The following is a 12,534-nucleotide window of genomic DNA, read 5'->3' on the forward strand; positions in this document are numbered from 1 at the left end:
GGCCGGTGGCAACACTGGCACCGCGCTCCAGGCCGACTCAACCGGCCGGCTCCGCCGATGGCGTCCGCACGCTGGATGCCGCAGCGAAGGCGCAGCCCGAGTGGGCCGCCACCCCGGCTCGCGAGCGTGCCGAGATTTACACCCGTGATCTGGAACGGGCGCTGCGCGTTGGTGCGGCACTCGAGTCGGGCATGGTGGGGATCAGTTGTGGCGTGATATCCCGGCCCTGGCCAGCCTGGCCAAAGCCATCCGCGAGCACCAGCCGCAGTCGTGCAGGGCATCACCACCCGGTTCAACTCCGGCGTCGATGAAGGCCGCATCACCGATCTGAAGCTCCAGAAGCGGATCATGGCCGGACGCGCGGGAGTCCCGCTGCTCCGCCACCGTGTCATCCTCATGGCCCTGCTCCGACGCCGCTATGTGTGACGGAGCGTCACCGGCGCACGGTGGCATGCGCCTGCTTCACGGAAATCTTGCCGGGCCACGTTCAGGTGTACGCCGACAACGGGAGTGTTCAGCGCAATCCGGGTGTCAGGGCGGACGCCGTGGTACTCGTCCTCGGCGTGCTCGGCCTCGTGCTGAGTGTGCTCGGTATTGCCACGCCGGCATAAGTGACGGGTCAGGGAGAAGCCTCCCCGACCCGTCAGCCCTGGTCGGCATGAGAACTGGTCTCAACGGTCGGCTCGGCTGTACCCTCAGTCCGTGGTGCCGGCACTCGCCAGCGCAGCCTCGAGAAGGCGGCGGCCCGGATCCGCGGCGATGCCGGCGTCCACCGGGACGCGCTGCGCGATGAGTTTCCGCGCCGCCGCGTAGTCGGCAGGCGAGCCGATCGCGTCTACGGCTGTGACGACTCCATCGCACAGGTACAAAACCGAGAACCTGCGCTCGTCGGGGTTGCCCCGGATGACCAGCTCGTCGTCCGGGACGACGAGGCCGGCGGACTGAAGCTTGATATCGTACTGGTCGCTCCAGAACCAGGGCGGGTCGACGGCCGGCTGCTCCACACCTGAGAGGTAATCGGCGAGGACGCGGGCGTGCGAGACCGCGTTCGGCATCGATTCCAGTCTCCTCGGCGGTTCGCCGTCGAGATCGGTGACCTTCGCGACGTCGCCGACCGCGAACACGTCGTTCGCGCTGGTCCGGCAGAAGCGGTCGACCAGGATGCCACCGTCCACGTCGATCCCGGCGCGCGCCGCCAACTCGTCGTTGGGAACTATTCCGATTCCCACGAGGAGCTGGTCCACGGCGATCCGCGAGCCGTCACTCAGGACGGCTCCGATCACGTTCCCGGCGTCGGAGTACTGGTACTCGACGACCGCCGTGCCGACGCGAACGTCGACGCCTCGGTCGCGATGGAGGCGCCGGAAGAATTCCGACACGACGGGCGATGTGACCCGGCCCAACAGTCGATCTGCAGCCTCGACAAGCGTCACCTGAGCGTCGAGGGAGCGGAGCACCGATGCGATCTCGAGTCCGACATAGCCCCCGCCGACGACCACGAAGGACGCGCCGTCCGTTCGCACCGCCTTCAGCCTGTCGACGTCGGCCAGCGTGCGGATGTAGTGAACGTTGGGCGCCGATCGCAGGATGGAGTCCGGCAGCCGTCGCGGTCGGCCGCCGGTCGCGAAGACCAGCTTCCGCCAGGTCCGGACACGTCCGTCGTCGAGGGTCACGGTCTGAGCCTCGAGGTCGACGTCGGCCACGGCGACACCGGCCGAGACGGCGATACCGTGGCGATCGTAGAAATCGGGCCGGCGCAGGTAGAGGTCGGCCGCTTCGACCTCCCCTCGGAGGTATGCCTTCGACAGCGGCGGTCGGGTATAGGGGACGTGGTCCTCCTCCCCGACGATGGCGATGCTGCCACCCCAATCGCGAGATCGCAGGGCGGCGGCCAACTCTCCGGCAGCCTGCCCCCCGCCGATGATCAGGAGGTCGCTGTCGGCGGTCATCGCTGCGTCTCGGGGACGTGGAGCGACAAGCCGTCCAGGTCCTCCGTCAAGGTGATCTGGCAGCAGAGCCTGCTGGCGGCAGTCGGCTCCTCCGCGGTCACGTCGAGCATCTGTTCCTCTTCCGCCGTCATCGGGGGCAGCTTCGCCACCCACGGAACGTCGACGAAGACGTGACACGTAGCGCAGGACAGGTCTCCTCCGCACTCACCGACGATGCCAGGTACGAGATTCTCGACCGCCACTTTCATCAAGCTTCGGCCCACATCGGCTGAGACGGTGATGCGTTCCCCGCTGGGCTGCGTGAAGGTAACTTCGGGCATTTCGCTACTTCCCTATCGGTGCCGTCAGGACGTCACATGTGCCCGGCGACAGGACACTGCGCGGTATCACCGGTGCCGTCATGCACAGACGCATCGTCGGAAGGACCGACGACGGGCAACGTTTGGACCGACGCCATGACCTGACGCGCGTGCTCGAGAGCGAACTCCCGGGTCCCGGGGTTGGTGGCGGTGATGTAGTCGCCTTTCATCAGGCCGTCAACCGCTTGCCGGGCGACCTCGTCGGCGTTCTGAGCGTTCGGCTCGATGGCTTCGGCGAGTTCTCGCGATGAGCGGATCAGCTCGACCAGCTTCTCGGTCCTCACCCAGCTCGGGGCGAGCAGAGTCACTGAGACCCCCGAGTCGGCGAAGTCGCGCCGGGCCGTATCCACCAGCCCGAGCGACGCATACTTCGCCGTCGTATAAACGCTGGCGGGGAAGACATGCGGCGGCACGCCGAGTGAGTGCTCGGACCCCACGACCAGGAGGCGGGCCGGGGACCCGGAACGGGACGTGCCGATCAGAGCCGGCGCGAATGTGCGGATCACGTTGTAGACACCGAACACCATGATGTCGAACGTGCGTCGGGCGGTCTCCGGGTCCGTCTCCCAGATCGAGCCGGAAGCGCCTCCCCCCATGACGTTGGCCACCACGATATTGAGGCCGTCCTGGGCTACTCCGGCCGCCTTCAGCACGCCCGCCAGGTCGGTGGTCGACGTCACGTCGGCGTGGACGTACGTTGCACGTCCACCGGACCCGTTGATGTCCGCGGCCACCTTCCGTCCGCCGTCGTCATCGATGTCGCTCACGACCACGAGCGCTCCACGGCGCGCCAACTCTGTCGCAATGGCCTTGCCGACGCCGGTGGCGGCTCCGGTCACGAGAGCCGTCTGGCCGTCCAGGCTCGTCTCCACCGCGCTCATGCCCAGGCCACCGGAAGGGAGCGGATCTGATTGATGAAGACGGACCGGCCGCGTTGCGGCTCACCGTCCAGCCTGAGCGAGAACCCGCGTTTCGACATCTCCTCGAAAAGGATCCGCAACTCCAGCTTCGCGAGCGCGTTGCCGATACAGCGATGTGTTCCCGAACCGAACGTCAGCGATGCCGTCTCCGTGCGCCACGGGTCGAACTCATCGGGGCGATCGAACACCGTTTCATCACGGTTCGCCGCGATGAAGTACAGGTTGAGGAGGTCGTTCTTGCGCACCTCCTGGCCGCCGACCACGGTGTCCTCGCTCGCCGTCCGTGACATGAACATGGCTGGCGTGATAATGCGCAGGAACTCGTCGACTACCTTGTCGGGGCCCAGTTCGTCGATGCCACGCACCGTCCTCTCCGCGACCTCCGGATCCTCGAGGAGCATCCGCATCGATTGACCGATCAACGTGTGCGTCGTCTCGAAGCCGGCGCCCTGCAGCAGGTTCAGAAAGCTGTGGCCCTCGCCGATCGTGACGTCGCCTCGCTCGATCGCGTGGGCGATCACGGTCGTCATGTCGTCCTGCGGCTCCCTGAGCTTCAGAGGGATGAGCTCCTCGCGGTAGTACGCCATCGTCTTCTCGATCGCTTCTGCCGTCTGGGCGAGGTCACCCGTCCCCTGTGCAGCGAACGCGTCGAGCGTGCGATCGACGATCCACTGCCGCTGCTCACGCGGCACCCCCTGGATCTGCGCGATCACCAGGGCCGGAACGACTTGAGCGACCTCCGTGATGTAGTCGAAGGACGTGAGCGTGCCGATGCGATCCAGCGTCTCGACCACGATCTCGCGGACCCACGGGTCGAAGTTCTTCACGACCCGGGGACCGAACGCCTTCGCCGCGACGCGACGCACCGAGCTGTGGCGGGGCGGGTCCATGTGCATCAACAGGTCGATGGTGGGGTTGAGCTGCGGATCGGCAGGCAGGTTGGTGCCCGGCCAAGCCGCGCCCGGGACGGAGCTGAAGAGGTCGGGCCGCGCTTCGATGTCGAGAATGTCCTGGAACCGCGTGACGGCCCAGAAGCCACCGTTCGCGACGCCGATCGATGCATCCTGCCAGTAGAAGCCAGGCTGGCTTCGCATGTAGTCGAAGGCGCCGAACGGCACCGCATCCTGAAAACTTGCGGGGTCGGCCAGATCAGGCAGAAGGGCCTGAGCGGTCGTCGACATCGCATCCTCCTTGAGGCGACGGGAGGTCGGTGTAGACCTCGTGCACACAGTAAATCAACTAGTTGGTTACCGCAATCGGGAACACCGAGCAGGTTGCGCAAGCGACTGATCGCGCCATGCGATCAGTCGAGCGCGAGGGATCCAGGGGCCCGGCCGGATTCCCGGACACGTGGCCTGAGGCGTCGATCGCTGCGGAGAGGAGTCCGGGACAGGTCCCGTGCCCACGCGGCCGGGTTTCAACCCTGCTCCCGCCATTGCGGGCACCGATCCTGCCTGGGCGGATTGGATCCAGCGCTGACACGACACCTCGACGCTGACGCCCAAGGTCCGCTCGATCATCCGCACAGTCGTGGCCAAGGCAGGCCGCTAGCCGGCCGCCGAGCACCCAGAGATCCACGAACCGGCGCAGTGGACGTGGGCGACCTGCGCCGCCTGGGTCGCGGCGGTGGGCCGCATGAGCGTCGGTGACTACGTGCAGCGGCGCGACCACTTGCGCGGCCGTGCCGGCAAACCGATCTCTCCGCGCACCAAGTCCCACAACCTGATGGCCGTCCGCGCAATCTTCCGCGATCTGCAGGAGTGGGAGTGGATTCCCCGCCGGTTCGACCCGGCCCGCGCGCTGGCAGTGCCGCGCCGCGTCGCCGCGCTGATCGGCGCCGACCCCAGGGGGATCGCCGACGAGGTGTGGGCCGAGCTGGGCTGGGCTGAACCTGCAAGCCGCTGACCTACCTGGTGACCCCGTCGGCAGCTACTGCCTTAATGGACTTGGTTCGGCGCTCACGCTGACCTGGCTGTTCTCCGGACTGCGCAGCGACGACTGCCTTCCCACGGATCCCGTGCAGGACGTTCCTCAGCTTCGACTACTGCTCGAGAGGGCGCCGGACCGGTGATGACGTGATGCTCATGGCATCCCCTCCTGCATCGCGTGCCCGGTTCAGAAGGCCCAATTCGGTGTCGCGGAGCCCACGCGCTCGGCCGGGCGCTCCCAGAACAGGGGAGTCCCCTCGATCCGCACCGGGAACACGAGCCGCTTGACCGGGCCGAACGGACCCGCGTAGATGCGGTCCTCCCACGGCCCGTCGATGGGGATCTGGATGGCCGGGCCCGGATCCGCCGTCGACCGTGCGTCCTTGATGACCAGCGAGGCCGTTCGCGCCAGCGAGAACTTCCACGTCGATCCGGCGCCCGTGCGGGCGCGCGTGGTCAGGCCGCGAATCGCCGCAGCGGCCATCATGTGGCCCGTGGTGAAATCGAGCCCCTCGACCGTGGTGTGCCGGGGACGCGAGGCGTCGACCATCAGCCCGTTCACCGAGATCGGCACGCGCGTCTCGGGGTCTTCCAGCGCCCACCGCTGCGTCTCGTTCGCCAGCCCGACGCTGAACTGCACCACGGTGTCGAAGCCGCGGCGCAGGGCCCACGGGCCCGTCCAGCCGTAGGCACGCACGGCCACCTCGACGAGGTCGGGCTTGATCGCGCGCCGCACCTCCTCGCTGATGATCGCGTCGATCGCCCCGGGCCGGTAGCCGTGGACGAAGACGTCGGCTTCGGCGAGCAGACGCTTGAACTGCTCCAGGCCCTCGGGCGTCTTGATGTCGAGGAAGGCCCAGCGCTTGCCGAGCACCATCTCTGCGCCGCGGCCCCCGTGGCTGATGGCCTCGTCGGAGCCGGGCCGCTCGATGCGCAGCACCTCCGCGCCGAGCGCGGCAAGCCACCGCGTTCCCACCGGGCCCGCGATCACACGGGTCATGTCGAGGACCTTGATCCCCGCCAGGGGCCGGCCCGGAGTGGGCCGCCACGTGGAACCCGACGCCGGGTGCTCGGTGTACGCCGCCAGCGGCTCGGCGTCGACCGCGCGCCCCGCCGGCGTCTCGAGCCACTCTTCGGGCGTCCGGCTCGCGGCGACGATGGCGTTGCCGTCGACGAGCCGCTGCTCGATCTCGTCGGCCGGGGCCGCCTTCACGACGGCCGCGACGGCGTCGATGTCGTCGGCGACACCGAGGGCCTTGACGATCCGCGCGCGGGCCGAGGGGAAAATGCCGTGCAGACGCAGCCACCGGTCGTCGGCCGTGGGCAGTTCGGTGAAGAAGTCGAGGTTCGCCGGCATGGGGACGATGAGCGGTTCGCCCAGCGGCTGCGAGGGCCCGAGGGGCAGGCGGAACCAGCCGCTGGCGATGTGGCGGTCGACCTCGATCGCGGGGTGCGGCTCACCCACCTCGCCGAGGAGTTCGCCCACGGCGGTGGCGACAAGGGCGTTGGACGCGCCCGCGAGATCGGTCAACGCGAAGGGCGAGGGCATGGCCCCCTCGCCGGTGAAGGTGACGTTGCTCGTGAGCTCGGCGTCGCCGCCCAGAGCGCTCCACAAGTGGCTCAGCAGGCGGTGGGTTTCGGGGAAGGTACGGGACATGATCATCCGATTTCTCTGTGGGGACGGGAAGTGTTCTGCGGTTCCAGCTGCTCGATCGCGGGCAGCCAAGTGGTCATCAGGGCCTGCAGCACCGCGACGAAGGCCACCGGCTGATCCAGGAACGGGTTGTGACCGGATACCGCGATGACGGCTTCCGCGGATGGAGCCGGGGTGAGGTCCCGCATCTCGGCCGCGGCATCCGCGTCGAGCACTCCCCCGTCGGTCCGGATGATGGCGAGGGGCACAACGAGCCGGCGGAGGAGGTCGCGCAGCGACGCGTTCTCGATCCACAGGCGATCGGAACGTTTCCACCGCCACCCGTCGCCCTCGCGCCGGAGGGACGTCTGCGCGAGATGGCGGCGCAGCACCTCGGGGAGGGGCGCGTCGGTGCGCGAATGGCCAGTCGAGAATCGGGCGATGCCCTCTTCTGCCGAATCGAAGCGCGGACTGGGCTTGTCGCGCCCCGGCCAACCGGCATCGTTGAAGCGGGTGTCGACCGTCACGACCATCCGGAACAGCCGCGGATGGCGTATGGCCGCCGCGACGCCGACAACACCGCCCATGCTGTGCCCGACCAGCACGGTGCGGCGGAGCCCGGCGGCTCGCGCGACGGCCGCCACCTCGTCGGCCCACCCGTCGATCGCATAGGCGTCGCGGTGCGTGCTGTCGCCGTTGCCGGAGAGGTCGATGGCCACCACCCGGGAGCCGGTGAGAGTCGGCCCGATGTGGTCCCACCACCGCGCGTGTGCCAGCCCGCCGTGCACGAGCAGGATTCCGTCCGCATCATCTTGCGGACCCCATGCGCAGTAGGCGATCTGAGCGCCGCCCACAGCGACCCGGTGCTCGCGGGCCGGCACGGCGAGGTTCCGCTCGATCCAGTCGAGCGTGCCGCCAGGCGCTGTCATGACGGACATGTCACGGTGCCGCGAATCGGAGGAGGGTCACGGCATCGGTGACGTCGTTCCACGACGCCACCAGTCGCATCCCCACTCGCGCCTCGTCGGGCTCGACGTCAAGACGGACCGTGAAGACCACGCCGTCATCGGTGAGCACGCGTCCGACGACGTAGGGGATCTCGTCCTTCATCGACGGGTCGAGCGCGCGGTGGTAGACGACGTAGCTGTAGAGCTCGCCGGTCGGCGCGATCGGCACCCACGACTGCGAGTCCGACCAGCACCGGGGGCAGATCTCGGTCGCCGGATAGCGCAGGTCGCCGCACGCGTCGCATTTCTGCGCCAGGAGCCGGTGCTCGCGTGCCGCCTCCCAGAAGGCGGCGGTGGCGGGGTCGGTGACGTCCGGAAGGTTCTGCGGCGTCGCGTTCGAGGTCGGTGCGTAGGTCATTGCGAAGTCCCGATGATCGAGGCGGCGCTCTTGAAGAACGCCATGGTGGAGCAGTAGAGGGCGAGTTCGGGGTGGGGCACCTGGCGGTCGGGGTCGACCGTCCCGCGCAGTTGGCGAACTGCTTCGACCATGTGGAGCCAGCCCCACATGTAGCTCTCGGAGAGCTGCCCGCCGTTGGTGTTGAGCGGCATGTCTCCCCCGGGCCGGGTGTGCCCCTCGGCCACCCAGCGCCCGCCCTCGCCGACCGGCGCGAATCCGTAGTACTCGACCATCTGCAGGTTCCACACGGCGGTGGGGTTCTGGATGTAGAGGATGTCGATGTCCGACGGAGTGAACCCGGTGTTCTGCCAGATGCGGGCGGCGGTGCCCCCGATGTTGGGCCGGGAGGGGAAGTCGGCGAAGCGATCACCGATGATTTCCGTCCCCTCGGCCATCCCGAGGATGTACACCGGCTTGTTCGGGTAGTCCTTTGCTCGCTCGGCGCTGGTGACGATCAGCGCGACCCCGCCGTCGGAGATCATCGTGACGTCTTCGCGCCGCAGCGGCTCGACGAGATACGGCTTGGCCAGGTAGTCCTCGATCGTGAGCGGATCGCGGAAGATCGCCAGGGGATTGCGCTGCGCCCACTCGCGTTCCGATACGGCGAACCAGCCGAACTCCTCGTCCGTCGTCCCGTAGAGCGCCTTGTGGCGCTGCAGCGCCATGCCTGCCTGCCCGGCGATGTGCACGAAGCCCGATGCCCCCTCGAGAGACGGCGTGGGGGCGGCGAAGTTGACCTTCGACGAGCGAGCGTTGGCGCCGTAGACCAGGACGATCGTCTCGGCCAGCCCGGTGAGGATCGCCTGTACCGCCAGGTGCAGCGAGAAGTTGCACGTGCCGTAGTCGAGCGTCTGGGCGTACTTCGGACTCATTCCGAACAGCGGCCCGACGGAAACGTCCGCGTTCCCGCCCTGGATGGACTTGCACGTGATGAGGCCGTCGACCTGCTCCCGCGTGATGCCCGCGTCGGCCAGCGCGGCCGTGATGGCCTCGATCGACAGCCGTTCGGCGCTCTTTCCCGGGAATGTGCCCTGATCGGAGTGTCCCACTCCGACGATCGCGACCTTGCCGCGGATGTCTTCCACCGTGTCTTCGTCTCTCAGTTCGGTGTTGTCGTCGTCTGCGGTGCCGACACGATGCCCCGCGCGAGCAGCGCATCGATCTCGTCCGCGGTGTACTCGAGCTCGGCGAGCACCTCGGCGGTGTGCTCGCCGACGTGGGGGGCACGCCTCCGGATGAGCGGGTCGTTCGCGGCGAAGCGCACGACCGGTCCGCGTTGCCTCTCGGTTCCCCCCTCGGCGAGCTCGACTGTCTGCCACCAGCCCCGCTCGTGCAGGTCGGGATCCGCGAGCAGTTCGTGACCGCTGACGACCGCTGCGGCCGCCAGGCCCGCCGCCTGCAGTTCCGCGGCGGCCTCCTCCCGGGTGCGTCCGGCGGCCCACGCATCCGTGGCACGGCGCAGCGCCTCGTCGTCGCCCTCGTCGGCGTCACCGACGACCGCGTGCAGGCGCGAACGGTCCTCGCGGGTCTCCAGCGAGACCGCGACCCACTGGTCGTCGCCGAGGCAGCGCGAGAGCCATCCCGGTGCGCCCGGAGCATTGTTGGCGTCGGGCTGCGGGTTCGGGGCGCCGAGCGACGTGGCGAGGATGTGGTCTCCGAGCAGGCTGGTCACGGTCTCACGCTGCGACATGTCGACCCACCGGGCTCGACCGTCGGCCCGGGCGGCCATCACGGCCGCCAGGATCACCGCGGGGGCGAGGGAGTTGGCCGTCTGGTCGGGATAGTTGATCCGGCCACTCGACCACGTCGGGGTGTTCGCGTCGTATCCGCTGAGCGATTGGATGCCACCGAGGGAGTCCAGGGTCGTGCCGAACGAGGTGAAGCCCCGATTGGGGCCGGTGGCGCCCTGGCTGGAGATCGAGACGAGAACGATGTCGGGGCGCAGAGCGACCAGGTCGGCGAATCCCAACCCGAGCCGCTCGATCGCTCCCCGGCGGAAGTTCTCGACCACGACATCACTGCGACTGATGAGCCGGCGGGCGATCTCGTGCCCCTCCTCGGTCTTCAGGTCCACCGCAAGGCCCCGCTTGTTGCGGTTGGCGACGCGGAAAGGGGGGAAGGCGAGGTCGCTCGAGCCGCCCTTGTCGCGGGTGAAGCCCAGCCGGTAGAGATCCGGCCGGTTCCCGCTCTCGATCTTCACGACGTCCGCTCCGAAGTCGGCGAGCACCTGCGTGGCCGCCGCTCCCGCGGTGACGATCGAGAGGTCGGCGACCTTCAGCCCCTGCAACAGCCCGCTCATACGGCATCCTCCTCGTCGAGATCGTCGATGGTCCGAACCACCCACGGGGCGTCCGGGATCTCCCCCGTTCCCACCCCGGGCACCTCGACCCACTGGAAGAAGTCGCGCGCGCGGTACTGGGGAGAATCCAGCAGATCCGACATCGTCGCGACGTACCCCGACGGGATGCTCCTCGCCTGTGCGCGGGCGTACAGCTCTTTCTTCGACATCGGAAGGGTGGTCTCCTCGACGAGCTCTTTGAGCTCTCTCTCGTGGAGCGCTCGAGAACGGGGGGTCGCGAAACGGGGATCGCCGAGGCGCGGGTCGCCCAGCATCTCCTTCACGCCGTCCCAGTCGCGGGGGGTGAAGAACAAGCCGAAGTACCCGTCGCGCGTGCGCGCGACCAGCGGCCCCCCGCCTTCGTCGCCCCGCCGTTCGATGGGCCGGCCGGTCTGAAAGGTGCTGGCGATCTTCCACTCCAGGTGCGCCGCCGCTTCGAACTCCGACGTCTCGAACGACGTGGCCTGGCCGGTCGACTGACGGTGGAAGAGTCCGATCATCACGCCGTCCAGGACGAGCAGTCCCGCCGTGGCCTGCAGGGGGTGACTGCCCAGGCGCACCGGCTCGCGGCTCGCCGAGCCGACGAGGTTCATGAAGCCGCCCGCTGCCTGCAGGAGGAGTTCGTTCGAGCGCAGGTGCGTGCGCGGTCCGTCATCGCCCCACGCCGTCACATGGCCGATGACGGCCCTACTGGCCCGGCGACGCACGTCGTCGAGGTCGATCCCTTTCTCGCTCCACCGCGAGGTAGTCCCGGCGATGAGCACGACGTCAGCGTCGTCCAGCAGGTCGTCGAGGCGAGCGCGCGCCTCGGGCGCGCGCGGATCAAGGTCGATGGTGTCCTTGTTCTGACGCAACCAGACTCCGGCCGCCGACGGGCCGTGCTCATCGTCGCCGAGCCGCGGCCCGAGAGTGTCGAGTTCGGCCTCCTCGCCGGTGGGCACCACGCGCGTCACGTGGGCGCCCAGTCGCTCGAGGAAGCGCCCGGCGAGAGCCGTCGAGAACGTCTCCCCCAGCTCGACGACACGCGTAGAGGCCGGGAGCAGCCCGGTGACACGCGTCGAGTCGGCGGTGCTCACGCTCCCTGCCCCACTCCCCGGTGACCGCGCAGGAACGCTGCGATGCCGTCGTGGGTGGCCGGCGTCTGCCCGCTGACGATGCGACCCGTCATCTCGGTGTAGGCGATCGCGTCGTCCCACGAAAGGTTCTCCATCGCCTGGATGGTGCGCTTGCCCCAGTCCAGCGCCACCGGGTTGAACGTCGCGAGCTGCTTGGCCCAGTCCGTGGCCTCGGCCAGCAGCTGGTCGTCGGGCACGACCTTGTTGACGATCGCCATGCGAAGGGCCTCGTAGGCGTCGACCCGGCGCGCCAGCAGGATGATCTGTGCCGCGTGCTTGGGCGCGAGCCGCTTCACCGCCGCCGGGCCGGCGTGAGAGGGAAATCCTCCGAAGCCCATCTCTGGTGCGCCGATCTGCGCCGATTCCGCCGCGATGGCGAGGTCGCAGCTGTGGATGAGCGTCGATCCTCCGCCGAGGGCGTAGCCGTTGACGGCGGCGATGAAGATCGCGGGATGCGAGCGGATGTCGGCTTGCACCTCGGTCCAGTAGTGCGTCTGCTGGCTGGAGCGCGAGGAGAACCCGTCTCCCGTCTGCTCACTGAGGTCGACTCCGGCGCAGAAGGCCGGGCCGGCACCCGTCAGGACGACGGCCTGCTTGTCCCGGACCACGGCCAGGGCTTCGCGCAGCTGTCGCACCGCCTCGCGGCTCATCGCGTTGCGCTTGGCCGGGCGGTTCAGGGTCAGCACGGCGTACCCGTCGTGGTCGTCGATGCGCACCAGCGGCTCGTCGGGATTCTGCGTCTGTGCAGACAAGGGAGCTTCAGTCATGATCATCCTTGATTCAATCAACTAGATAGTTGAAACATACTGGACGAGCGAAAGTTCCGCAACGACGAGGCCGCTGGCGACGCGGACCCGTCCAACCCGATGGTTGAATGACCCCATGTCT

At 68.5% G+C, this 12,534-nt stretch carries 13 protein-coding genes; 2 read left to right on the forward strand and 11 right to left on the reverse strand.

The window, feature by feature from the left end; translation table 11 throughout:
• Window positions 1-270 precede the first annotated feature (270 nt).
• Window positions 271-426, forward strand: a complete 156-nt coding sequence (locus tag CES90_RS30790) for a hypothetical protein (protein WP_225966546.1) — start codon at window positions 271-273, stop codon at window positions 424-426.
• A gap of 269 nt (window positions 427-695) precedes the next feature.
• Here the strand turns inward: CES90_RS30790 and CES90_RS30795 are convergent, their stop codons facing one another.
• The 4 genes from CES90_RS30795 to CES90_RS30810 are packed head-to-tail and all read right to left on the reverse strand — an operon-like array spanning window position 696 to window position 4,409.
• A complete protein-coding gene (locus CES90_RS30795) occupies window positions 696-1,949 on the reverse strand; it encodes an NAD(P)/FAD-dependent oxidoreductase (protein WP_189786238.1) in 1,254 nt (417 codons plus the stop codon).
• Window positions 1,946-2,269: a 2Fe-2S iron-sulfur cluster-binding protein gene (locus CES90_RS30800; protein WP_055711282.1), complete on the reverse strand. Its 324-nt coding sequence runs from the start codon at window positions 2,267-2,269 to the stop codon at window positions 1,946-1,948. The genes CES90_RS30795 and CES90_RS30800 overlap by 4 nt, the downstream gene beginning before the upstream one ends.
• 32 nt (window positions 2,270-2,301) lie before the next feature.
• Window positions 2,302-3,189, reverse strand: coding sequence for an SDR family NAD(P)-dependent oxidoreductase (locus CES90_RS30805; protein WP_189786239.1), 888 nt, complete (start codon window positions 3,187-3,189; stop codon window positions 2,302-2,304).
• Complete coding sequence (locus tag CES90_RS30810; protein WP_189786240.1) at window positions 3,186-4,409, reverse strand: cytochrome P450; 1,224 nt, start codon at window positions 4,407-4,409, stop codon at window positions 3,186-3,188. The genes CES90_RS30805 and CES90_RS30810 overlap by 4 nt, the downstream gene beginning before the upstream one ends.
• A gap of 454 nt (window positions 4,410-4,863) precedes the next feature.
• Here CES90_RS30810 and CES90_RS30815 point away from each other — a divergent pair, with 454 nt between their 5' ends.
• Window positions 4,864-5,133 (forward strand): hypothetical protein, encoded by a 270-nt coding sequence (locus CES90_RS30815; protein ID WP_189786241.1) that lies wholly within the window; start codon window positions 4,864-4,866, stop codon window positions 5,131-5,133.
• Between the two features lie 210 nt (window positions 5,134-5,343).
• Here the strand turns inward: CES90_RS30815 and CES90_RS30820 are convergent, their stop codons facing one another.
• The 7 genes from CES90_RS30820 to CES90_RS30850 are packed head-to-tail and all read right to left on the reverse strand — an operon-like array spanning window position 5,344 to window position 12,413.
• Window positions 5,344-6,813 carry a CoA transferase gene (locus tag CES90_RS30820; protein ID WP_189786242.1) on the reverse strand — a complete coding sequence of 490 codons (1,470 nt, stop codon included), beginning with the start codon at window positions 6,811-6,813 and terminating at the stop codon, window positions 5,344-5,346.
• A 2-nt stretch (window positions 6,814-6,815) separates the two neighbouring features.
• Window positions 6,816-7,727 carry an alpha/beta fold hydrolase gene (locus CES90_RS30825; protein ID WP_189786243.1) on the reverse strand — a complete coding sequence of 304 codons (912 nt, stop codon included), beginning with the start codon at window positions 7,725-7,727 and terminating at the stop codon, window positions 6,816-6,818.
• 1 nt (window position 7,728) lies between these two features.
• On the reverse strand, window positions 7,729-8,154 hold the full coding sequence (locus tag CES90_RS30830) for a Zn-ribbon domain-containing OB-fold protein (protein ID WP_189786244.1): 426 nt from the start codon (window positions 8,152-8,154) through the stop codon (window positions 7,729-7,731).
• On the reverse strand, window positions 8,151-9,278 hold the full coding sequence (locus CES90_RS30835; protein ID WP_189786245.1) for a thiolase family protein: 1,128 nt from the start codon (window positions 9,276-9,278) through the stop codon (window positions 8,151-8,153). Before CES90_RS30835 ends, CES90_RS30830 begins: the two co-directional genes overlap by 4 nt.
• A gap of 14 nt (window positions 9,279-9,292) precedes the next feature.
• Complete coding sequence (locus CES90_RS30840; RefSeq protein ID WP_189786246.1) at window positions 9,293-10,492, reverse strand: CaiB/BaiF CoA transferase family protein; 1,200 nt, start codon at window positions 10,490-10,492, stop codon at window positions 9,293-9,295.
• Window positions 10,489-11,607, reverse strand: coding sequence for a CoA transferase (locus CES90_RS30845; protein ID WP_189786247.1), 1,119 nt, complete (start codon window positions 11,605-11,607; stop codon window positions 10,489-10,491). The genes CES90_RS30840 and CES90_RS30845 overlap by 4 nt, the downstream gene beginning before the upstream one ends.
• Window positions 11,604-12,413, reverse strand: coding sequence for an enoyl-CoA hydratase/isomerase family protein (locus CES90_RS30850; RefSeq protein WP_189786248.1), 810 nt, complete (start codon window positions 12,411-12,413; stop codon window positions 11,604-11,606). The genes CES90_RS30845 and CES90_RS30850 overlap by 4 nt, the downstream gene beginning before the upstream one ends.
• Between the last annotated feature and the right edge of the window lie 121 nt (window positions 12,414-12,534).

This window comes from Streptomyces capitiformicae (genome assembly GCF_002214185.1).
GTDB lineage: Bacteria > Actinomycetota > Actinomycetes > Streptomycetales > Streptomycetaceae > Streptomyces > Streptomyces capitiformicae.

What these genes read in the sequence shown, in the direction of transcription:
- CES90_RS30795 (WP_189786238.1), bottom strand. Translation starts at nt 1,949, where the DNA reads ATGACCGCCGACAGCGACCTCCTGATCATCGGCGGGGGGCAGGCTGCC.
- CES90_RS30800 (WP_055711282.1), bottom strand. Translation starts at nt 2,269, where the DNA reads ATGCCCGAAGTTACCTTCACGCAGCCCAGCGGGGAACGCATCACCGTC.
- CES90_RS30805 (WP_189786239.1), bottom strand. Translation starts at nt 3,189, where the DNA reads ATGAGCGCGGTGGAGACGAGCCTGGACGGCCAGACGGCTCTCGTGACC.
- CES90_RS30810 (WP_189786240.1), bottom strand. Translation starts at nt 4,409, where the DNA reads ATGTCGACGACCGCTCAGGCCCTTCTGCCTGATCTGGCCGACCCCGCA.
- CES90_RS30815 (WP_189786241.1), top strand. Translation starts at nt 4,864, where the DNA reads ATGAGCGTCGGTGACTACGTGCAGCGGCGCGACCACTTGCGCGGCCGT.
- CES90_RS30820 (WP_189786242.1), bottom strand. Translation starts at nt 6,813, where the DNA reads ATGTCCCGTACCTTCCCCGAAACCCACCGCCTGCTGAGCCACTTGTGG.
- CES90_RS30825 (WP_189786243.1), bottom strand. Translation starts at nt 7,727, where the DNA reads ATGTCCGTCATGACAGCGCCTGGCGGCACGCTCGACTGGATCGAGCGG.
- CES90_RS30830 (WP_189786244.1), bottom strand. Translation starts at nt 8,154, where the DNA reads ATGACCTACGCACCGACCTCGAACGCGACGCCGCAGAACCTTCCGGAC.
- CES90_RS30840 (WP_189786246.1), bottom strand. Translation starts at nt 10,492, where the DNA reads ATGAGCGGGCTGTTGCAGGGGCTGAAGGTCGCCGACCTCTCGATCGTC.
- CES90_RS30850 (WP_189786248.1), bottom strand. Translation starts at nt 12,413, where the DNA reads ATGACTGAAGCTCCCTTGTCTGCACAGACGCAGAATCCCGACGAGCCG.